The sequence below is a fragment of the Mangrovimonas sp. TPBH4 genome (genome assembly GCF_001280505.1).
GTDB lineage: Bacteria > Bacteroidota > Bacteroidia > Flavobacteriales > Flavobacteriaceae > Mangrovimonas_A.
The window spans coordinates 132,629-153,465 of record NZ_LBIO01000055.1; the positions used below are offsets into that span (position 1 = coordinate 132,629).

Annotated in this window: 20 protein-coding genes and 1 riboswitch; of the genes, 19 read left to right on the forward strand and 1 reads right to left on the reverse strand. The window is 39.3% G+C overall.

Annotated features, from left to right (window positions below):
• The first annotated feature begins 19 nt into the window (after positions 1-19).
• The 12 genes from ZA05_RS12565 (at position 20) to ZA05_RS12620 (ending at position 13,678) form a co-directional block, all read left to right on the forward strand.
• Positions 20-427, forward strand: coding sequence for an Rrf2 family transcriptional regulator (locus ZA05_RS12565; RefSeq protein WP_053978473.1), 408 nt, complete (start codon positions 20-22; stop codon positions 425-427).
• Positions 428-527: 100 nt separating this feature from the next.
• Complete coding sequence (locus tag ZA05_RS12570; protein WP_053992038.1) at positions 528-1,154, forward strand: phosphoadenosine phosphosulfate reductase family protein; 627 nt, start codon at positions 528-530, stop codon at positions 1,152-1,154.
• Between the two features lie 15 nt (positions 1,155-1,169).
• Complete coding sequence (locus ZA05_RS12575) at positions 1,170-3,263, forward strand: HEPN domain-containing protein (RefSeq protein WP_053992039.1); 2,094 nt, start codon at positions 1,170-1,172, stop codon at positions 3,261-3,263.
• Between the two features lie 19 nt (positions 3,264-3,282).
• The gene (gene cobA / locus ZA05_RS12580; protein ID WP_053992040.1) at positions 3,283-4,047 is read left to right on the forward strand and encodes a uroporphyrinogen-III C-methyltransferase; all 765 of its coding nucleotides are present in this window, start codon (positions 3,283-3,285) and stop codon (positions 4,045-4,047) included.
• 79 nt (positions 4,048-4,126) lie between these two features.
• Positions 4,127-5,176 carry an NAD(P)/FAD-dependent oxidoreductase gene (locus ZA05_RS12585; protein WP_053992041.1) on the forward strand — a complete coding sequence of 350 codons (1,050 nt, stop codon included), beginning with the start codon at positions 4,127-4,129 and terminating at the stop codon, positions 5,174-5,176.
• 61 nt (positions 5,177-5,237) lie between these two features.
• On the forward strand, positions 5,238-5,969 hold the full coding sequence (epsC, locus tag ZA05_RS12590) for a serine O-acetyltransferase EpsC (protein ID WP_231632494.1): 732 nt from the start codon (positions 5,238-5,240) through the stop codon (positions 5,967-5,969).
• Entirely contained in the window at positions 5,966-6,856 is an 891-nt protein-coding gene (gene cysM, locus ZA05_RS12595; RefSeq protein ID WP_369793860.1) for a cysteine synthase CysM, read from the forward strand. The genes epsC and cysM overlap by 4 nt, the downstream gene beginning before the upstream one ends.
• A 58-nt stretch (positions 6,857-6,914) precedes the next feature.
• Positions 6,915-7,028, forward strand: a riboswitch (SAM riboswitch).
• 51 nt (positions 7,029-7,079) lie between these two features.
• A complete protein-coding gene (locus ZA05_RS12600) occupies positions 7,080-8,081 on the forward strand; it encodes a homocysteine S-methyltransferase family protein (protein WP_053992043.1) in 1,002 nt (333 codons plus the stop codon).
• A 22-nt stretch (positions 8,082-8,103) separates the two neighbouring features.
• A complete protein-coding gene (metH, locus tag ZA05_RS12605) occupies positions 8,104-10,782 on the forward strand; it encodes a methionine synthase (protein WP_053992044.1) in 2,679 nt (892 codons plus the stop codon).
• 65 nt (positions 10,783-10,847) lie between these two features.
• Entirely contained in the window at positions 10,848-11,801 is a 954-nt protein-coding gene (metF, locus tag ZA05_RS12610) for a methylenetetrahydrofolate reductase [NAD(P)H] (protein ID WP_053992045.1), read from the forward strand.
• Between the two features lie 33 nt (positions 11,802-11,834).
• Entirely contained in the window at positions 11,835-12,929 is a 1,095-nt protein-coding gene (locus ZA05_RS12615; RefSeq protein WP_053992046.1) for an acyloxyacyl hydrolase, read from the forward strand.
• Positions 12,930-12,931: 2 nt separating this feature from the next.
• Positions 12,932-13,678, forward strand: a complete 747-nt coding sequence (locus ZA05_RS12620) for a head GIN domain-containing protein (protein ID WP_053992047.1) — start codon at positions 12,932-12,934, stop codon at positions 13,676-13,678.
• Between the two features lie 12 nt (positions 13,679-13,690).
• Here the strand turns inward: ZA05_RS12620 and gldA are convergent, their stop codons facing one another.
• On the reverse strand, positions 13,691-14,587 hold the full coding sequence (gene gldA / locus ZA05_RS12625) for a gliding motility-associated ABC transporter ATP-binding subunit GldA (RefSeq protein WP_053992048.1): 897 nt from the start codon (positions 14,585-14,587) through the stop codon (positions 13,691-13,693).
• A 285-nt stretch (positions 14,588-14,872) separates the two neighbouring features.
• On the opposite strand from gldA, the gene ZA05_RS12630 reads away from it, so the two are divergent.
• From ZA05_RS12630 to ZA05_RS12660, 7 genes are all read left to right on the forward strand, one after another.
• A complete protein-coding gene (locus ZA05_RS12630; RefSeq protein WP_053992049.1) occupies positions 14,873-15,700 on the forward strand; it encodes a prephenate dehydratase in 828 nt (275 codons plus the stop codon).
• Complete coding sequence (locus ZA05_RS12635; RefSeq protein WP_053992050.1) at positions 15,697-16,842, forward strand: pyridoxal phosphate-dependent aminotransferase; 1,146 nt, start codon at positions 15,697-15,699, stop codon at positions 16,840-16,842. The genes ZA05_RS12630 and ZA05_RS12635 overlap by 4 nt, the downstream gene beginning before the upstream one ends.
• 1 nt (position 16,843) lies before the next feature.
• Positions 16,844-17,695, forward strand: coding sequence for a prephenate dehydrogenase (locus ZA05_RS12640; protein WP_053992051.1), 852 nt, complete (start codon positions 16,844-16,846; stop codon positions 17,693-17,695).
• Between the two features lie 11 nt (positions 17,696-17,706).
• The gene (locus ZA05_RS12645; protein WP_053992052.1) at positions 17,707-18,789 is read left to right on the forward strand and encodes a bifunctional 3-deoxy-7-phosphoheptulonate synthase/chorismate mutase type II; all 1,083 of its coding nucleotides are present in this window, start codon (positions 17,707-17,709) and stop codon (positions 18,787-18,789) included.
• Positions 18,790-18,891: 102 nt separating this feature from the next.
• Positions 18,892-19,842, forward strand: a complete 951-nt coding sequence (gene rsgA, locus ZA05_RS12650; RefSeq protein WP_053992053.1) for a ribosome small subunit-dependent GTPase A — start codon at positions 18,892-18,894, stop codon at positions 19,840-19,842.
• 11 nt (positions 19,843-19,853) lie between these two features.
• The gene (gene dtd, locus ZA05_RS12655; protein WP_053992054.1) at positions 19,854-20,306 is read left to right on the forward strand and encodes a D-aminoacyl-tRNA deacylase; all 453 of its coding nucleotides are present in this window, start codon (positions 19,854-19,856) and stop codon (positions 20,304-20,306) included.
• Positions 20,306-20,740 carry a metal-dependent hydrolase gene (locus ZA05_RS12660; protein WP_231632495.1) on the forward strand — a complete coding sequence of 145 codons (435 nt, stop codon included), beginning with the start codon at positions 20,306-20,308 and terminating at the stop codon, positions 20,738-20,740. Before dtd ends, ZA05_RS12660 begins: the two co-directional genes overlap by 1 nt.
• The last annotated feature ends 97 nt before the right edge of the window (positions 20,741-20,837 follow it).

Sequence of the window (20,837 nt, forward strand, 5' to 3'; positions counted from 1 at the left end):
ATTTGGTTATATTTGAGCAATGCTTTCAAAGAAAACCAAATACGGTCTAAAGGCACTAACATTCTTGGCCAGACAGGAGAATTTTAGTCCAGTACAAATAGGAGTGATTTCCCAACATGAAAATATTTCCCAAAAGTTTTTGGAGAGTATTCTGTTAACATTGCGGAAAAATGGTTTCTTGGGATCCAAGAAAGGGAAGGGCGGAGGCTATTACCTGCTTAGGGATCCCAAGGATATCAAAATGTCTGCCGTAATGCGTATTTTGGAAGGTCCCATTGCCATGGTGCCTTGCGTAAGTTTGAACTTCTATGAGAAGTGCGAAGACTGCCCGAATGAAAAAACTTGCTCGGTTCACAAATTGATGATGGAAGTAAGGGATAGTACGCTTAATATCTTCAACAATAAGTCCTTGGCGGACATAATTTGATTATTTAACATTAAAATTCACAGCACTTTAAATTATTTTATATACTTTTGTTTTTAAATCCTACTATTCCGATAGGGTAATGGGAATTAAAATTTGAATTATGATTGGACATACCATTGATATCGCATATTGGAATCAAGTATTGCGAGACAAAACACCAGATGAAATTATTGACTGGGCTTTAACTGTATCAGAAAACCGAATTGTCACGACTAGTTTTGGAGTGTACTCTTCAGTATTGTTGAGCACCATAGTCAGGAAGGATAAGGGCATTAAGGTGATTTGGTGTGATACCCTTTATAATGAAAACAGTACGTATGAGCATGCCTCAAATTTGATTAGACAATACAATTTGAATATCTATAGGTATCAGTCCCTAAAAAGCAAGGCTGAAATTGATGCGACTATTGGTTTACCCGGATTGGAAGATGATAATCATGCTGAATTTTCGGAAGTTGTGAAATTGGAGCCGTTCAGAAGAGCGCTTAAAGAACATCAGCCGGACTTGTGGTTTACCAACATTAGAGTAAGACAAACAGAACTTAGAAGCAAGAAGGATATTTTGAGTTTGAGTAAGGACGGTATTTTAAAGGTAAGCCCCTTTTATTATTGGACGGATGCAGATTTAGACAATTATTTGGAAGTTCATGGACTGCCCAAAAACCATGATTATTTCGATCCTATAAAGGCATTGAAAAACAGAGAGTGTGGTATACACTTGCAATAACAGCAAACAGGCATTATGCAAAGTTTTAGAACAGAAATAGAAAATCCAGTTGTAGAGAGGGACATTATTGAATTGGCCAATAAAATTGAGCTGTTCCATAATGGTAAGATCGATGAGGAGAAATTCCGAAGCCTGCGTTTGGCTCGTGGAGTTTATGGGCAACGTCAACATGGAGTGCAAATGATTCGCATCAAATTGCCTTACGGGAAAGTATTAAGCAAGCAGTTGCGAAGAATTGCAGATGTATCGGATGAATATTCTAGAGGGAGATTACACATTACTACGCGTCAGGATATCCAGATCCATTATGTAGATTTGGACAGAACCCCAGAGCTTTGGGCCGAATTGGAGCGTGATGAGGTCACCTTGCGTGAAGCTTGTGGAAATACAGTAAGAAATGTCACCGCGAGTGAAACAGCGGGAATTGACATCAGCGAACCTTTCGATGTATCGCCTTATGCCGATGCTGTGTTCAAATTCTTTTTGAGAAATCCTATTTGTCAGGAAATGGGGCGCAAGTTTAAGGTGTCATTTTCGGCTTCCGATGCGGATACAGGCTTGTCTTATATGCACGATTTGGGCTTTATTGCAAAAATTCAAAATGGCACTAGAGGTTTTAAGGTAATGCTGGCAGGTGGTTTGGGTTCCCAACCACGTCATGCCGATGTACTATATGAGTTCTTGCCTTCAGATAAAATTATTCCAGTAATGGAAGGTGTTCTGAGAATTTTTGATCGCCATGGAGAACGTAAAAGTCGCGCCAAGGCACGTGTCAAATTCTTAGTAAAGGATATTGGCTTGGAGGCTTTCAAGCAATTGGTGGATGAGGAGCAAGCGGCTATAGAATACAAATCGGTTCCTATTGATGCAGATTCGTATCCAATATCAGTGCCTGTAGAAGTTGCTATCCCAAATGTTGAATTGGTTGATGTGGAGCCCTTCAATAAATGGAAGGAAACCAATATTATTCCTCAAAAGCAGGAAGGTTATGTAGCGATTGGCATAAAGGTGTTGTTAGGTGATTTTTATACGGATAAAGCCAGATTGTTGGCAGATTTGGTAGAAACCTATGCTGCCGGTGAAATCAGGTTGACCTTGCGTCAGAATATCTTGATTCCTTTTGTTAAGGAAGAATTGTTACCTTTCTTTTATCAAGAGTTGAGCAAATTAGGCTTTACTGAATTGGGATATAACAAAGCAGTGGATATCACTGCATGTCCAGGAACTGATACCTGTAATTTGGGAATTGCCAGTAGTACGGGAATTGCCGAAGAGTTGGAGCGGGTCATCAAAGCTGAATATCCGCAGTATTTGGATAATGAAGATTTGGTCATCAAAATTAGTGGTTGTATGAATGCTTGTGGACAGCACACTATGGCCAATATAGGGTTTCAGGGGATGTCCATTCGTACGCCTGATAAATTGGTGGCACCAGCGTTGCAAGTATTGTTGGGTGGTGGTAACAAAGGAAATGGGAATGGGATTTTCGCTGATAAGGTGGTAAAAGTTCCGAGTAGACGAGGGCCTGAGGCCTTACGTAGAATTTTGAATGATTATGAGGCCAATGCCAAAGGAAAGCCTTTTGTGGACTATTATTTGGAACAGGGGCAGAAGTATTTCTACGACTTTCTGACTGATTTGTCTGATGTTTCCAATTTGACCCAAGAAGATTTTATCGATTGGGGAACCAATGAAAAGTATGTGAAAGCCATTGGGGTTGGAGAATGTGCTGGTGTGGTCATCGATTTGGTATCGACCTTGTTTTTGGAAAGTGAGGAAAAAATTGAATTGGCAGAACAGTCCTTTGAGGATAAAGTGTATTCGTCGGCGGTGTATCATGCTTATAGTTCCATGGTGAATTCGGCAAAAGCCATTTTAATTTCCGAAGATATTTCAGTGAATACCCAAGCAGGGATTATTTCTCAATTCGATGCTGAATTTGTGGAAACGAATCGAGTGCGTTTGGGAGTGACATTTTCGGAATTGGTATATCAAATAAAAAATAATGCCCCAACTAAAGAATTTGCAGAGAATTATATTGAAAGCGCCAAAGTGTTCTTGTCCAATGTGAAAGTGTTTAGGGCAGAAACACAAAAAGTGGCCAGTTAAATGAACAAATCAAGTGGGGATGGAAAGATTAAGATCAAGATTGACAGTTGTGGGAGCAGGTCCGGGAGATCCGGAATTAATCACCCTAAAGGCAGTAAAGGCTATTAGTTCGGCTCAAGTCATTTTGTACGATGCGTTGATAAATAGTGCTTTGTTGGAATATGCATCATCAGAGGCTGAACTCATTTTTGTGGGAAAACGAAAAGGTTGCTATGCCTATCAACAAGAACAGATCAATGAGTTGATTGTAGCGCGAGCCAAAAGTCATGGCCATGTTGTGCGGTTAAAGGGAGGCGATCCATTTGTATTTGGTAGAGGAGCCGAAGAATTGGAATATGCCCAGAGGTTTGGTGTGGAAGGCAATGTGGTGCCAGGAATTTCCTCGGCTATTGCAGTGCCAGCTTACCAAGGCATTCCTTTGACGAAGCGAGGAAGTTCCGAAAGTTTTTGGGTGATTACAGGTACAACCAAGGATCATAAAATGTCCAATGATATCCCTATTGCGGCCAAATCTACAGCAACAGTGGTTATTTTGATGGGGATGAGCAAACTGCCTCAAATCATGGAGGCTTTTCAAAAGGAAGGAAAAGCTGAAACACCGGTAGCAATCATTCAAAATGGAACGACAAAAGATGAAAAAATAGGCATTGGTACAGTTGCTTCCATTTGTGAGGTCGTAGAGAAAGAAAAGTTATCCAATCCAGCCATAATTATAGTAGGTGAAGTGGTCAACGACCGAGTGCATTTGACTTCGATACGCCAAGAAATTCAACAATTTTCATAGAATAAATAGAAACAAAATTTTTTAAAAATCATTGATTTTACGGGATAGCTATATCCAAAATCGACTAAAATTAGAGACCATGATAAAAACAGATATATTGATTATTGGAGCAGGACCAACGGGGTTATTCACAGTTTTTGAAGCCGGATTATTGAAATTGAAGTGTCATTTAATTGATGCATTGCCACAACCGGGAGGACAATGCTCGGAGATATATCCTAAAAAACCAATCTACGATATTCCAGGATTTCCGGAGATATTGGCTGGAGATTTAACCAATAATTTATTGGAACAGGGCAAGCAGTTTGAACCTGGGTTTACCTTAGGAGAAAGGGCTGAAACTATTGAAAAGTTGGAAGACGGAAGTTTCATTGTAACTACCAATAAGGGGACTAAACACCATGCTCCTGTGGTTGCTATTGCGGGAGGTTTGGGATCGTTTGAGCCTAGAAAACCATTGATTGAAAATATTTCTTATTACGAAGATAAAGGTGTGGAGTATTTTATCAAGGATCCAGAAGTGTACCGCAACAAAAAAGTGGTGATTTCAGGAGGAGGAGATTCTGCTTTGGATTGGAGTATTTTCTTGGCAGATGTAGCCGAAGAGGTCACTTTAGTTCATAGACGGAATGAATTCCGTGGCGCCTTGGATTCCGTAGAAAAGGTTCAAGAGTTAAAGCTGTTGGGGAAAATCAATTTGGTGACTCCTGCAGAAGTAACGGCATTGCATGGCAACTCGAAATTAGAGGGTGTTACAATTATCAAGGACGGTGAAAAAATATTACATGAAGCCGATCATTTTATTCCTCTGTTTGGTTTGTCTCCAAAATTGGGACCTATTGGAGAATGGGGCTTGGAAATTGAAAAAAATGCCATCAAAGTGGATACTTTGGATTATCAAACCAATATTCCTGGAATCTTTGCCATAGGCGATGTGAACACTTACGAAGGCAAATTGAAGTTGATACTTTGTGGTTTTCATGAAGCGACTTTAATGTGTCAATCTGCTTATAAAATCATTAATCCAGGGAAAAAGTATGTGCTGAAATATACTACCGTAAGTGGTGTTGATGGTTTTGACGGCACGAGAAAAGAAGCTCCAAAAGCAGTAGTGCAAGCTATAAATTAACGGTTATTTAGAATACGGTTTAAATTGTAATCCCTAAATTTAGATGTTCGAAATAACAACTATGGCATATAAACTTCGCTTAAAGGACGATATTGCGACTTTCACAAAACGGCTCTTCTATGCATTATTTGATGAGGAAGAAGTTCAGCAAAAAGAATTGAAAGTATTAAAACAGGTGTTTTTGGATGTGGTATCGCAATTGAATGATCAAAATGGAAATGAAATTTGGGAGGCTTTTTCAAGCAAGATTCCATCCATTAAAAAACGCATTGAATTGGATGCTTTGGCTACCGAAAAAAACGATCCTGCTTGTAAAAGTTTGGAAGAAATTTATTTGGCCTATCCAGGATTTCACGCTATTGCCATTCATCGTTTGAGTCATGAACTTTTTAAGTTGAATGTGCCTATCGTGGCAAGAATGATGAGTGAGTGCGTTCATGGTAAAACAGGTATCGATATCCATCCAGGAGCGACCATTGGAGACTCCTTTTTTATAGACCACGGAACAGGAATAGTGATTGGGGAGACTTCCATCATAAAAAATAATGTAAAGATTTATCAAGGGGTAACGCTTGGAGGGATTCAGGTGAAGAAGAGTTTGTCTAATACCAAACGTCACCCGACCATTGAGGATAATGTGACCATTTATGCCAATGCTACAATTTTGGGGGGAGATATCGTGATTGGTGCCAACAGCATTATTGGAGCCAATGTTTGGATTACCCAATCGGTTCCAGAAAATTCATTGGTCACCTATCAGTCAGAAATAAAAATCAGTACACGCAACAAATGATTCAAAGTAAATCCATAACCGATTTAATCGGGAATACACCACTTATTGAAGTCAAACGAATCATTTCCAAACCAAACGTACGGCTGTTTTTGAAGTTGGAAGGAAAAAATCCAGGAGGCAGTGTGAAGGATCGAGCCGCTTTCAATATGATTTCCGAGGCATTGAAAAGTGGTGATATTTCAAAAGGAGACACTTTGGTTGAGGCTACTAGTGGAAATACAGGGATTGCCTTGGCTTTTATAGCTCAGTTATTAGGTTTGAACATGGTATTGATCATGCCTGAAAATTCTACTGAAGAACGTATCAAAACCATGCGGGCTTATGGAGCGGAACTTATTCTGACACCTGCTGCTGATGGCATAGAAGGTTCGCGAGATTTGGCTGAAAAACTTCAAAAAGAAAAAGGCTATTACATGCTCAATCAATTCGCCAATGACGACAACTGGAAAGCTCACTACAAAACCACAGGTCCGGAAATTTGGAAAGATACTGATGGGCAAGTGACGCATTTTGTTTCGGCAATGGGCACTACAGGGACTATCATGGGAGTATCCACTTATCTGAAAGAGCAAAACAAAGCTATAACCATTGTAGGCGCCCAACCAACCGATGATGCAAAAATCCCAGGGATTAGAAAATGGCCAGAGGCCTATTTGCCCAAGATTTTCGATCGTTCAAAAGTAGATCGAGTGATAGAGGTAAGCGAAGAAGATGCCCGAACTGTGGCTAACAGATTGGCCAAAGAAGAAGGGGTGTTTTGTGGTATGAGCAGTGGTGGAAGTGTAGCCACGGCCTTAAAAATAGCCGATGAAATTGAAGAAGGCCTTATCGTCGCCGTAATTTGCGATATAGGAGATCGTTACCTTTCTTCAGATTTGTTTCAATAAAAATTGGTTATAAATTATTTATCCTGTAATTTCGCAGCCTAGTTCATAAACATATAAAATGTTATCACGAAAGGCAGAGGGAATAGACCCGTTGAAGCCTTAGCAACCCTTTAACTTTAAAGAAGGTGCTAAATTCTACTAGTTGAATACTACTCAATTGGACAGATAACCTAGAGTAATTTCTTTTACTTTCTTGATGACATTTTAATATAAACACAATAAAATGTCAAATATTAATCAGGTTTTACAAGACCGAATTTTAGTTCTGGATGGGGCCATGGGGACCATGCTGCAACGGTATAATTTTTCTGAAGAGGATTTTCGTGGGGAGCGTTTTAAAGATTATCCGTCTCCGTTAAAGGGGAACAACGACTTGTTGTCGCTTACGCAGCCCCAAGCCATTGCTGAAGTACACCGTAAGTACTTCGAGGCTGGTGCGGATATCGTGGAAACCAATACGTTTTCAGGAACTACCATTGGAATGGCTGATTATGATATGGAAGATTTGGTGTATGAACTGAATTTTGAATCTGCTAAAATTGCCAAAAAAGTAGCTGATGAAGTTACAGCTGCCAATCCTGAAAAACCTCGTTTTATTGCAGGAAGTATTGGTCCTACAAACAGAACGGCTAGCTTATCTCCAGATGTTAACCGTCCTGAATTTCGCGCCGTAACTTTTGAGGAATTGCGTGTGGCCTATAAGCAACAGGTTGAGGCATTAATTGATGGTGGCGTGGATTTATTATTGGTGGAAACTGTATTTGATACTTTGAATGCCAAGGCGGCCTTATTTGCTATTGAAGAAGTAAAAGAGGAGAGAGGTATCGATATCCCGGTCATGGTGTCTGGAACGATCACGGATGCTTCAGGAAGAACCCTTTCTGGGCAAACTGTGGAAGCATTTTTAACTTCCATTTCGCATATTCCATTGCTAAGTGTTGGGTTTAATTGCGCGCTTGGAGCCGATCAGTTGCAACCTTATTTGAGACGTTTGGCAAATGAAACAGAATTTTTCACCTCTGCCCATCCAAATGCGGGACTTCCAAATGCCTTTGGTGAATACGACCAAACTCCGGCGCAAATGCAAGTACTTATTGAAAACTATCTTAAGGATGGTTTAATCAATATTATTGGAGGTTGTTGTGGTACAACTCCAGAGCATATTACGGCTATTGCTGAGGTGGCGGCCAAATATAAACCACGCAAAATTGAAGTGTCTGAATAGGGACGGTTAGAAAAGAATTACAATGTCAGAAAAACATACAAAATATTTAAAGCTTTCAGGTTTAGAACCTTTAATAGTCACTCCTGAAAGTAATTTTATCAATGTAGGGGAGCGAACCAATGTAACCGGGTCTCGCAAGTTTTTAAGGTTGATAAAGGAAGAAAAATACGAGGAGGCCCTAGATGTTGCTAGAGATCAGGTGGAAGGTGGTGCCCAAATCATCGATGTAAATATGGATGAAGGAATGTTGGATGGTAAAGAAGCCATGGTAACTTTCTTGAATTTGATTGCTTCGGAACCGGATATTGCCCGTGTACCAATAATGATTGATAGTTCCAAATGGGAGATCATCGAAGCTGGTTTGCAGGTGGTACAAGGGAAATCGGTGGTGAATTCCATCAGTTTAAAAGAAGGAAAAGAAACTTTCGTGCATCACGCCAAATTGGTAAAGCGCTATGGAGCTGCGGTGATTGTGATGGCATTTGATGAGGAAGGTCAGGCCGATACTTACCAAAGACGTATCGATATCTGTAAGCGTTCTTATGATATTTTGGTGAATGAGGTGAATTTCCCTCCTGAAGATATTATTTTCGATCCTAATATTTTTCCTGTGGCTACGGGAATGGAAGAGCACAGGTTAAATGCATTGGATTTTTTCAATGCCACAAAATGGATTCGTGAAAACTTGCCTTACGCCAATGTTTCAGGAGGGGTGAGTAATGTGTCCTTCTCTTTCAGAGGAAATAATGTAGTACGTGAAGCCATCAATTCAGCATTTTTATTCCATGCCATCAAGCACGGAATGAATTTAGGAATTGTGAACCCAACCATGTTGGAGGTATATGACGAAATTCCAAAAGATTTATTGGAGCATGTAGAAGATGTGTTGTTGGATAGAAGAGATGATGCTACGGAGCGTTTATTGGATTTTGCAGAAACCGTAAAAGGAGATAAAAAGGAAGATGTTGCCAAAGTTTTGGAATGGCGAAGCGATAGCTTGCAAGACCGTATCACTCATAGTTTGGTGAAGGGAATTGATACGTTCATCATCGAGGATGTTGAGGAAGCAAGATTGACGGTCGAAAGACCTATAGAGGTTATTGAAGGCCACTTAATGATTGGGATGAATGTGGTTGGAGATTTGTTTGGTAGTGGGAAAATGTTCTTGCCTCAGGTGGTGAAATCGGCTAGGGTGATGAAAAAGGCAGTGGCCTATTTGCAACCATTTATTGAAGCAGAAAAGGACGGAAAGCAAGAGTATGCCGGAAAGATTTTGATGGCCACTGTAAAAGGTGATGTCCACGATATTGGTAAAAATATTGTTAGTGTGGTATTAGGGTGTAACAATTATGAGATTGTAGACCTTGGAGTAATGGTGCCACCAGAAAAAATTATAGAAACGGCAAAAGCCGAAAAGGTGGATGCCATTGGTTTGAGCGGATTGATTACACCGTCTTTGGACGAAATGGTGTATCTGTCTAAGGAAATGGAAAAACAAAAGTTTACCATTCCATTGCTTATTGGAGGAGCAACTACTTCCAGAGCCCATTCTGCTGTGAAAATTGCGCCAAATTATACCCATGCTGTGGTACATGTGAATGATGCTTCCAGAGCGGTAACTGTGGTTGGGAATTTGTTGCAGAAGGACAATGCGGTGTACAAAGAACAAATTCGTGAGGAGTATGAAAAATTCCGTGAACAGTTTTTAAAGCGCGGGAAAAAGAAGGATTATATAGACATTGAGGAAGCTAGAAAGCGCAAATTCAAAATTGATTGGAATGCTGCAGACATTGTAAAGCCAAAGCAACTGGGGGTTCAGGTGGTAGAAGATTTCGATATCACCAAATTGGAAGCTTATATTGATTGGAGTCCGTTTTTTAGAAGTTGGGATTTACACGGGAAATATCCTGAAATCTTGAAAGATGAGGTGGTTGGACAGCATGCGTCCGAATTGTATGCCGATGCACAAGTATTGCTAAAACGTATTTTTGATGAGAAGTTATTGGGGGTCAAAGCGGTTTTTGGATTGTTCCCTGGCAATACGGTGAATGATGATGATATTGAAGTGTATGATGAATCTGGAGCTGTAGAAGCAACGTTCTTAACCTTACGTCAGCAATTGGATAAGCGTGAAGGCGTGGCAAATTTTGCCTTGTCGGATTTCGTGGCACCTAAAGAAATAGGAAAACAGGATTACATAGGTTGTTTTTGTGTGAGTACTGGTTTTGGAACGGCGGAATTGGCCAAGCAATTTGAGGATAACCATGACGATTATAATTCCATCATGATCAAAGCGCTTGCCGATCGTTTAGCGGAAGCTTACGCTGAATATTTGCATAAGGAAGTTAGAACGGATATTTGGGGCTATGCGCAAGGCGAGAATTTATCCAATGAAGAATTGATCAAAGAGAGTTATAAAGGTATACGTCCAGCTCCGGGATATCCAGCCTGTCCAGACCACTTGGAAAAGAAAACCATCTGGAAATTGTTGCAGGTAAAGGAAAACATTGGGGTAGAGTTGACCGATAGTTTGGCCATGTGGCCAGCGGCTAGTGTAAGTGGTTACTATTTTGCCAACAAAGACGCCAAATATTTTGGGTTGGGTAAAATAACCGAAGACCAATTGAAGGATTATGCGAAGCGTAGAGGGATTTCAAATGATGAGGCCGAAAAATGGCTGAATCCAAATTTGGCTGATTAATTTAGAAGCCGCAATTAGTAAGAAAGAGACAGTAATTAAACACTTTTCCAACTGAGGGAAATATTATGAAAGTAACAGATCATATCAAACAGGCCAAGGGCAAAACATTGTTTTCATTTGAAATCATACCTCCCAAAAAGGGGAGCAATATTCAGGAGCTATATAACAATATTGATCCTTTAATGGAGTTTAAACCGCCATTTATTGATGTCACTACGTCTCGTGAAGAGTACGTGTATATTGATAGAAATGGTTTGTTGGATAGAAAGATTACAAGAATGCGCCCAGGAACAGTTGGAATCTGTGCGTCGATAAAACATAAGTACAATGTAGATACGGTGCCTCACGTATTGTGTGGTGGGTTTACAAAGGAAGAAACCGAATATGTATTGGTAGACTGTCACTATCTAGGGATTGAAAATGTTATGGCGTTGCGTGGTGATGCCATGAGCCACCAAAAGTATTTTGAGCCAGCAAAAGGGGGGCATACCTATGCCAGTGAATTGGTAAAACAGATTCAGGATTTGAATGAGGGGAAATACCTTCATGATGTTATTGAAGCCGATGATAGAGCTGACTTTTGTATTGGTGTAGCGGGATACCCAGAAAAGCACATCGAAGCACCTTCACTTCAAACGGATTTGAAGCGTTTAAAGGAAAAGGTGGATGCTGGTGCTGATTATGTGGTGACACAAATGTTCTTCGATAACAAGCGTTATTTCGAATTTGTAAAGGCTGCTAAAGAAGCAGGGATTGATGTGCCAATCATTCCGGGGATTAAACCTATTGCAGTAAAGCGCCATTTACAGTTGTTGCCACATGTGTTTAAAATTGATTTGCCAGAAGAATTGATTTCGGCTGTAGAAAACAGCAAAGACAATAAAGCAGTACGCCAAGTAGGTATAGAATGGGCTATTCAACAGTCTAAGGAATTATTGGAGGCAGGAGTGCCTGTGTTGCACTATTACTCTATGGGGAAAAGTGACAATATAAAGGCTATAGCAGAACATTTGTTTTAATTATTCTGCTATTTTTGCCCCATAATCCAGCCTATGAAGCATCTATTTTCCTGCCTATTTTTTTTATGGATCGGAGTTCTTTTTTCTCAAGAAACTGAGTCCAAGTCTTCTACTGTGGAAGTCAATTATTTTAAAGGGAACATAGCGCTTCATAACAACAGCATTCTACATTTAATCAAGGGACATCCCGAGGGTTTTATTGTTAGTTGGAACAAGAAAACCTTTGGGTTCAACGATTGGGAACAGCGTTATAATTATCCAGATTATGGTGTGTCCTTTGCCTATCAAAATTTAAAGAATGATGTTTTGGGGAACAACTATTCTCTATATGCCCATTACAACTTCTACTTTTTTAAGCGTAATTTAATGCTGCGTATTGGTCAAGGATTGGCATATACCACAAATCCTTATGATAAGTATGATAACTTTAAAAATGTGGCCTTTGGGTCGCATGTGTTGAGCAGTACTTATTTGATGCTGAATTATAAAAAAGAACGCATTTTTGATAGATTTGGAATTCAGGGTGGTTTGAGCTTGATTCATTATTCCAATGCCAATGTAAAGGCGCCCAATACTAGCGTGAATTCCATGACGTTAAATGTAGGGGTGGTTTACAGTTTGGAGGAAAGTGATCCTGAGTATGTCGACGATTTAACAAAGGAGAAATTTACTGAACCCATCAAATATAATTTGGTGTTTAGAACAGGAATCAATGAAAGCGACGTCATAGACAGTGGAAGGTTTCCCTTTTATGTGTTGTCTGCCTATGCAGATAAACGTTTGGGGCATATAAGTGCCATTCAGTTGGGGGCTGATGCGTTTTTCTCAAAATTTCTAAAGGAATTGATTTACTACCAATCGGTGGCTTTTCCAGAGGAAAATGTTTCTGGGGATGAAGATTGGAAGCGGGTTGGGATTTTTGCAGGTCACGAATTGTTCATCAATAAAATGTCGGTGGTAACCCAAGTAGGATACTATGTATATTATCCTTTCGATTTTGAGGGGCGCACCTATTTTAGAGTAGGTTTAAAACGTTATTTTGGAGATAAAGTTTTTGCTGCTTTAACATTGAAGTCGCATGGAGCTAAAGCAGAAGCCGTTGAACTAGGAGTTGGAATTCGATTATAGGTATGAGAAAGTTAATTTACATTTTCGTTTTATTATTGATAGTTGCTTGCGACAGTGAGAACGCCAATGATTGTTTTCAAACTTCAGGAAGCATCATTCAGCAGGAATTTGAAGTGCAAGAATTTGAACGGATTTTGGTGAACAGGGATATAGAAGTGATTCTAGCTGAAGGTGATTTTCAGGTTTTGGTTGAAACAGGTGAGAACCTTATCAATGATGTATCTGTAAAAGTAGTGGATGGAGAGTTGCAATTAGCCGACAATAATACTTGTAACTATGTGCGGGACTATGGTGTGACCAAAATGTATGTAACGGCACCGAATATTAAAACCATAAGAAGTTCTACACAATACGATATTTCTTCGAAAGGGACCTTAAATTTTCCGATCCTTCAATTGCTGTCTGAAGATTACAATGCACCTGATAGTTTTACTACAGGAGATTTTAGGTTGGATGTCAATGCTTCTGAAGTGAAAATTGTAGCCAACAATATGGCGTCTTTCTACATTACAGGGCAAACCGAAAATTTATTTGTTGGTTTTTATGCTGGAGCAGGACGTTTTGAAGGTGAAGCCCTGATTGCTCAGCATGTGGATATTTATCACCGCGGGAGCAATGATATGATTGTAAATCCCCAACAATCTTTATCTGGAGAAATTTTAGGGCCTGGAGATGTGATTTCTCTAAACGAACCTTCAGAGGTTACCTTGGAAACCTTGTATACCGGAAATTTAATTTTCCAGAACTAGAAGAGCATTCCTTTATTTATTGGTCAATTCCCTGAACAAACTTTCCAAACTTTCATTCTTTTGGTTCAGTTGAAGGATTTTGAGTTCGTTATCATGGGCAAAATCAAACACATGAGAGCGCATGTCCTTTGATGTGGAAAACGTGATTTCATATACAAAATCATGAACATTAACTACCGATTTTACATGAGGCAATTTTTGTAAAAAGGCTTCTTCTACACGGTAATCAAATTCAACAATCACGGTTTGGTCTTTCCCTTCCCTAAGTTCAGAAAGGCGTTTGTCTGCCACTATTTCACCCTTGTTGATAATGATTACTCGGTCGCACATGGCTTCCACTTCTTGCATGATATGTGTAGATAAAAATACGGTTTTTTCCTTTCCAACATTTTTAATCAGTTGCCTGATGTCAACCAATTGGTTGGGATCCAATCCTGTGGTAGGTTCGTCCAAAATCAACACATCTGGGTTGTGAAGGAGAGCATTGGCCAATCCAACACGTTGACGATATCCTTTTGAGAGCTGACCAATTTTTTTGTGGGCTTCGGGTGTTAATCCAGTAAGTTCAATGACTTCGGCAATTCTCTCTTTGGCTACATTGTAGACACCTGCATTAAAATGGAGGTATTCCTTAACATACATTTCCAAATAAAGCGGATTGTGTTCTGGTAAATAGCCAACATGTTTCTGTACCTCTTTAGAAGCGGAGTTCACATCAAAATCACACACTTTAGCTTCCCCGCTGCTGGCTTCGATATAAGTGGTCAAGATTTTCATCATGGTTGATTTTCCAGCACCATTGGGGCCTAAAAAACCAACAATTTCACCTTTGTTCACTTGGAAAGAAACATCGTTCAAGGCCTTTTGTGTGCCGTAAACCTTGGATATGTGTGCAACTGCTATTGACATATAGAGAATTGTTTGTTCAAAAATAGTAATTATATAGTTTAAACCTTCAATGGGAGTAAATTCGTGAAAAAAAATGGAAATGAATAAAAAAATAGAGGCGAGTACTTTGATTTGTGGAAATATTAATTACTTTAGCAATTCGTAAATACAATGAACACAAATAATTATACATATTTTAATTGGTTTTATTTCTTTTTTAGCAAAAGGAACGAGACTCTGTATGTATAATTTATAGCCATAAATTTAATATATAAGTCTCGATGAAAATCGGGACTTTTTTTTTACATGATAAAGTCAGTTGCAATACAGGGAATAAAGGGGTCTTTTCATCATATAGTCTGTCAACAATATTTTAATGATGATGTCATCATTGATGAATGCTTGTCTTTTGATAATTCGGTAAACAGTTTACTTAGCGGTAAAAGTGATGCGGTAATTATGGCCATAGAAAACTCCATTGCGGGTTCTATAATTCCTAATTACGCCTTAATCGATACTCATAACTTGCATGTTATTGGGGAGCACTATTTGGATATTCAGCATCATTTAATGGCCTTGCCAAATCAATCCATCGAAGAGATTCATGAGGTGTATTCACATCCTATGGCCTTGCTGCAGTGTAAGGAGTTTTTTAAAGAATATCCACACATCAAGTTGATTGAAGACAAGGATACAGCTGAGGTAGCGGAGCGAATCAAAACCAAGGGGCTTAAAAATGTGGCAGCCATTGCCAGTAGGTTGGCGGCGGAATTATTCGAGCTTCAAATCTTGGCGGAAAGTATCCAAACCATTTCTCATAACGAGACTCGTTTTGTGATTGTGAAAAAGCAAAATTCTGAAATTCCTAAAGAAGAAATCAATAAAGCGTCCTTGAAGTTTGAATTGGACCATAAACGTGGTAGCTTAGCTACAGTGCTTAATGTGATGAGTGATTGTAAATTGAACTTAACCAAAATACAGTCCTTGCCAAAAATAGAGACGCCATGGAAGTATGCCTTTTTTGTGGATGTCACTTTTGAAGCCTATGCCGATTATGACAAGGCGAAGTCTATTTTAAAAATCATGTCTCAGGACCTAAAAATATTGGGCGAATATAAAAACGCTAAACTATGATTACAGTAGCTGACAGGTTACATACAGTGGAGGAATATTATTTCTCGAAAAAACTGAAGGAAGTGGCATTGCTAAAGGCACATGGCAAGCCTATTATCAATTTAGGAATTGGAAGCCCAGATTTGGAGCCACCCATGAAAGTGTTGGCAGCTATTACAGATAGTCTGTCTGATCCTTCGGCGCATAAATATCAAAGCTACTATGGTTTGCCAGAGCTGCGGGAAGCCATTACGGTGTTTTACCGAGAGAGGTTTGAAGTGGCTTTAAGCCCGACAACAGAAGTGTTGCCGCTTATGGGAAGTAAGGAAGGCATCATGCATATTTCCATGGCTTTTTTAAATGAAGGCGATGAGGTGTTGATTCCCAATCCGGGATATCCAACCTATACTTCTGTGACCAAATTGGTGGGAGGTGTGCCTGTGTTCTACGATTTAAATGAAGAAGGTAAATGGTTGCCGGACTTGATCGAACTGGAAAAGCAGGATTTGAGTAAGGTGAAGTTGATGTGGCTAAGCTATCCGCACATGCCAACTGGAGCTGTAGCGCCAAACAAGTTTTATGATGATGTGATTGCTTTTGCCAAACGTAATAACATTCTATTGGTGAATGACAACCCATATAGTTTTATTTTGAATGAACATCCTAGAAGCATCTTGAAATACAAAGGCGCGAAGGATTGCTGTTTGGAATTGAATTCGTTGAGTAAAACGTTTAACATGGCCGGTTGGCGAGTAGGAATGGTTTTGGGAAAATCAGATTATATCAATGCCATCGTCAAGGTAAAAAGCAATATGGATTCTGGTATGTTTTACGGTATACAAAAAGGTAGCATTGAAGCCTTAAAATGTTCTGAAATGTGGTATGTAAGCCTTAACAGTGTCTATGAAAAGCGTCGGGAGTTGGTTTGGAAATTGGCCGAAGCATTAAACTGTACTTTTGATAGAACTGCCACGGGAATGTTCGTCTGGGCAAAGTTGCCTGATTTTGTAAAGGCCGAAGAATTTATAGATGTATTATTGAAGAACAATTCCATTTTTATTGCTCCGGGAACTGTGTTTGGAAGTAATGGAGAAGGCTATATTCGGTTTTCATTGTGTGCCCCAATAGAAGATATAGAAGAAGCGATAGCTAGAGTTAAGTAGTATGAAAAATATTTACATCATAGGAATTGGATTGATTGGCGGAAGCATTGCCAAAGATATTAAGCGTTTGACTCCGGATTCGGTGATTTATGGTATTGACCATAATCCAAAACATTTGGAACAGGCCAAGGAATTGGGAATTATAGATGAAAAGTCCACCATGGAAACATTGTCTAAAGCAGATATTGTTATAGTGACTGTCCCTGTGGATGCTACTGTAAAACTTTTACCTGAAGTCTTGGATTTGGTACATGACGATGCCTTGGTAATTGATGCCGGTTCCACCAAAAATGACATTTGTAAAGTGGTGGAAAATCATCCAAAACGAAGAAATTTTTTGGCCACCCATCCCATTGCGGGAACTGAGTTTTCAGGGCCTTCGGCTGCTATTGAAGGCTTGTTTGTTGGGAAAACCAACATTATTTGCGAGGTGGAAAAAACGGCCTTCAAACTGCAGGAGTTAGCATTAAATATTTTCAAAATTATGGGCATGCGAATTCGGTATATGAATCCAGAGGCGCATGACAAACACATTGCCTATGTATCGCATTTGTCGCATATCAGTTCCTTTATGTTGGGGAAAACCGTGATTGAAAAGGAAAAAAATGAGCGTGATATTTTTGACTTGGCAGGAAGTGGATTTGAGAGTACGGTGCGTTTGGCTAAAAGTTCACCAGAAATGTGGACTCCAATTTTTAAGCAGAACAAAGTCAATGTCATTGAAACCTTGGAAGAGTATATAGACAACCTCACAAGATTCAAGGAGTTTATGAAGGCCGACGAGTTTGATGAAATTTACAATGAAATGAAGAGTACCAACCATATTAAAGTCATATTAAAAGGAATCGTTTAAAACAGAGCATTATGGAAAACAAGAAAGAACTTAGATCGTGGTTAGACAACTTCGGATTGGAGCATCCGTTGGTAATTGCAGGGCCATGTAGTGCGGAAACAGAGGAGCAGTTGTTGAAAATTGCACATGAATTAAAAGATAGTGATGCTACGGTATTGCGAGCGGGAATTTGGAAGCCAAGAACAAGACCTGGCAACTTTGAAGGTGTGGGAGCTTTAGGACTTAAATGGCTGCAAAAAGCAAAGGAAGAAACAGGAATGTTGACCACTACCGAGGTTGCCAATGCCCATCACGTGGATTTGGCCTTGGAGCATGATGTAGATATTTTATGGATTGGCGCCAGAACTACGGTGAGTCCGTTTATAGTTCAGGATATTGCCGATGCGCTTAAGGGAACGGATAAAACGGTATTGGTGAAAAATCCTGTAAACCCAGATTTGTCTTTATGGTTAGGAGCTGTTGAACGATTCTATACGGCAGATATTAAAAACCTGGGGGTGATCCACAGAGGATTTTCAACCTATGAAAAAACTAACTACAGAAACAATCCTGAATGGCAAATAGCCGTTGATTTACAAAACCGTTTTCCAGATTTGCCACTTATTTTAGATCCTTCACATATTGCTGGAAGGCGAGATATCATTTTTGATCTTTGCCAAACTGCCTTGGATTTAAATTATGATGGTTTGATGATAGAAACCCATTACGATCCAGATAATGCTTGGAGCGATGCCGCGCAACAAATCACACCAAAGACCTTGATTCAGATAACCAAAGATTTGAAGATTAGAAAGGAGTTTGATGATGCTGCCGAATTTAATAATAAAATTAACATGATGCGTACGCAAATTGACCTTATTGATCATCAGTTAATTGAAATTTTGGGGAAACGCATGAAGGTTGCCGATGATATTGGAGCACTTAAAAAATCTAAAAACGTAGCTGTATTGCAGTCTAAACGATGGAATGAGATTTTAGGTAAAATGATTCTTCAAGGTGAGGAGAAAAATTTAAGCGAAGAATTTATTTTGCGTGTATTTAAAGCCATTCACCAAGAGTCCATTAACCATCAAGAGAAGATTATAAATTCTTAAGTGATTTTGTGTGAAATACTTCTTTTAATATGAATTATAAAGACCACCAAAGGTGGTCTTTTTTGTTGTTTGACAAGCGAATAATTCACATCTTTGTACCGCATGACAGGAATCGTATATAAATCTACAGGAAGTTGGTACACCGTTAAAACAGAGCTCGGTGCATCCTATCAATGTAGGATGAAAGGGAAGTTTAGAATTAAGGGAATTAAGAGTACCAATCCTATTGCCGTGGGTGATGTGGTGGACTTTGAATTGGAGACCAACAATGATGAAACTACTGGGGTCATTCATCATATCAAGGATCGCAAAAACTATATTGTTAGGAAATCGGTAAACCTTTCAAAACAAACACATGTCATTGCTGCCAATGTTGATGTGGTATTTTTGTTGGTAACCATTGATAATCCACCAACGTTTACGAGTTTTATCGATCGCTTTTTGGTGACTGCGGAAGCTTATTCGGTGCCTACGGTTCTTCTGTTCAATAAAATTGATACTTACGATGAAGACACTTTGAACGAGGTACGGTATTTGGCCCATGTGTACAGAAAAATTGGGTACGAATGTATTGGTATTTCGGCAGCGACTGGGAAAAATATCGATAAGGTAAAGTCATTAATGAAGGACAAAGTATGCATGTTTGCAGGCCATTCTGGAGTAGGGAAATCTACTTTGGTAAACGCTATAGAGCCGACTTTAGATTTAAAGACCAAGGAAATTTCCATGCAGCACATGCAGGGGCAGCATACCACAACTTTTGCCGAAATGTTCGATTTGGAGTTTGGAGCCAAAATAATTGATACTCCAGGAATCAAAGGGTTTGGAGTGGTAGATATGGATAAAGAAGAAGTTGGAGACTATTTTCCTGAGTTTTTTGAATTAAAACAGCATTGTAAATTCAATAATTGTATCCATGTAGATGAGCCAAAGTGCGCCGTGAAGGAAGCCTTGGAAAATGATGAAATTGCCTATTCTCGATATAGAAGTTACCTTCAAATTTTGGAAGGCGAAGACGAATCTTACCGTACCGATAACTACTCCAAAGAATAATATTCAAATTAATGAAAGCAGTCATTCAAAGAGTATCGCAATCCAGTGTCAATATTGATGGTGAGCAAGTAGCTAATATTAAAACTGGCCTTTTGATATTATTGGGAATTGTAGATGAGGATACTCGAGAGGACATAGACTGGCTTTCCAAGAAGATTGCCAACCTTCGAATTTTTCCAGATGAGAATGAGGTGATGAACAAATCTTTGATTGATGTGGATGGAGATGCCATTGTTGTAAGCCAGTTTACTTTGCATGCCAGTACAAAAAAAGGAAACCGTCCTAGTTATATTAATGCTGCGAAAACAGATATTGCCATTCCATTGTACGAAGCTTTTGTGGCTAAATTTGAAGCCGATTTAGGTAAAACCGTTGAAACGGGAGAGTTTGGTGCCGATATGAAAGTCGTTTTGGTAAATGATGGCCCCGTAACTATTATTATCGATACAAAAGACAAAGTGTAATGGCTTCACTCTTTGGCCATGGAATGCTAGCCTTTACTATTGGTAAAGTTGCCTCCAAAAAAGTGTCAAAATCTTTAATATTTCTGGCAGTTTTGTCAGCCATAATTCCAGACGCTGATGTGTTGGGATTTATGTTGGGGGTTCTATATGAGTCACCTTGGGGACACCGTGGTTTTACACATTCCATTGTATTTGCAGTTATTTGGACCTTGTTTCTAACCTTGGCTTTTGGTAAAAAGCAGAAGCCTATTTATGCCATCATAATTTTATTGAGCACTTCGTCTCATGGTCTTTTGGATGCTTTTACTACTGGAGGCAAAGGTGTGGGCTTTTTTATTCCATTCGACAATCATCGATATTTCTTTCCTTGGAAGGTCATCCAAGTATCACCAATTGGTGTGGAACGCTTTTTTTCAAATGGGGTGCTAAAGTGATAATGAGCGAGTTGCTTTATATTTTTGTGCCTTGCTTTATTGTTTTGATGTTCAATTGGTTAAAGAATAAACGGGCGTAATCTTTATAGATTTCTCC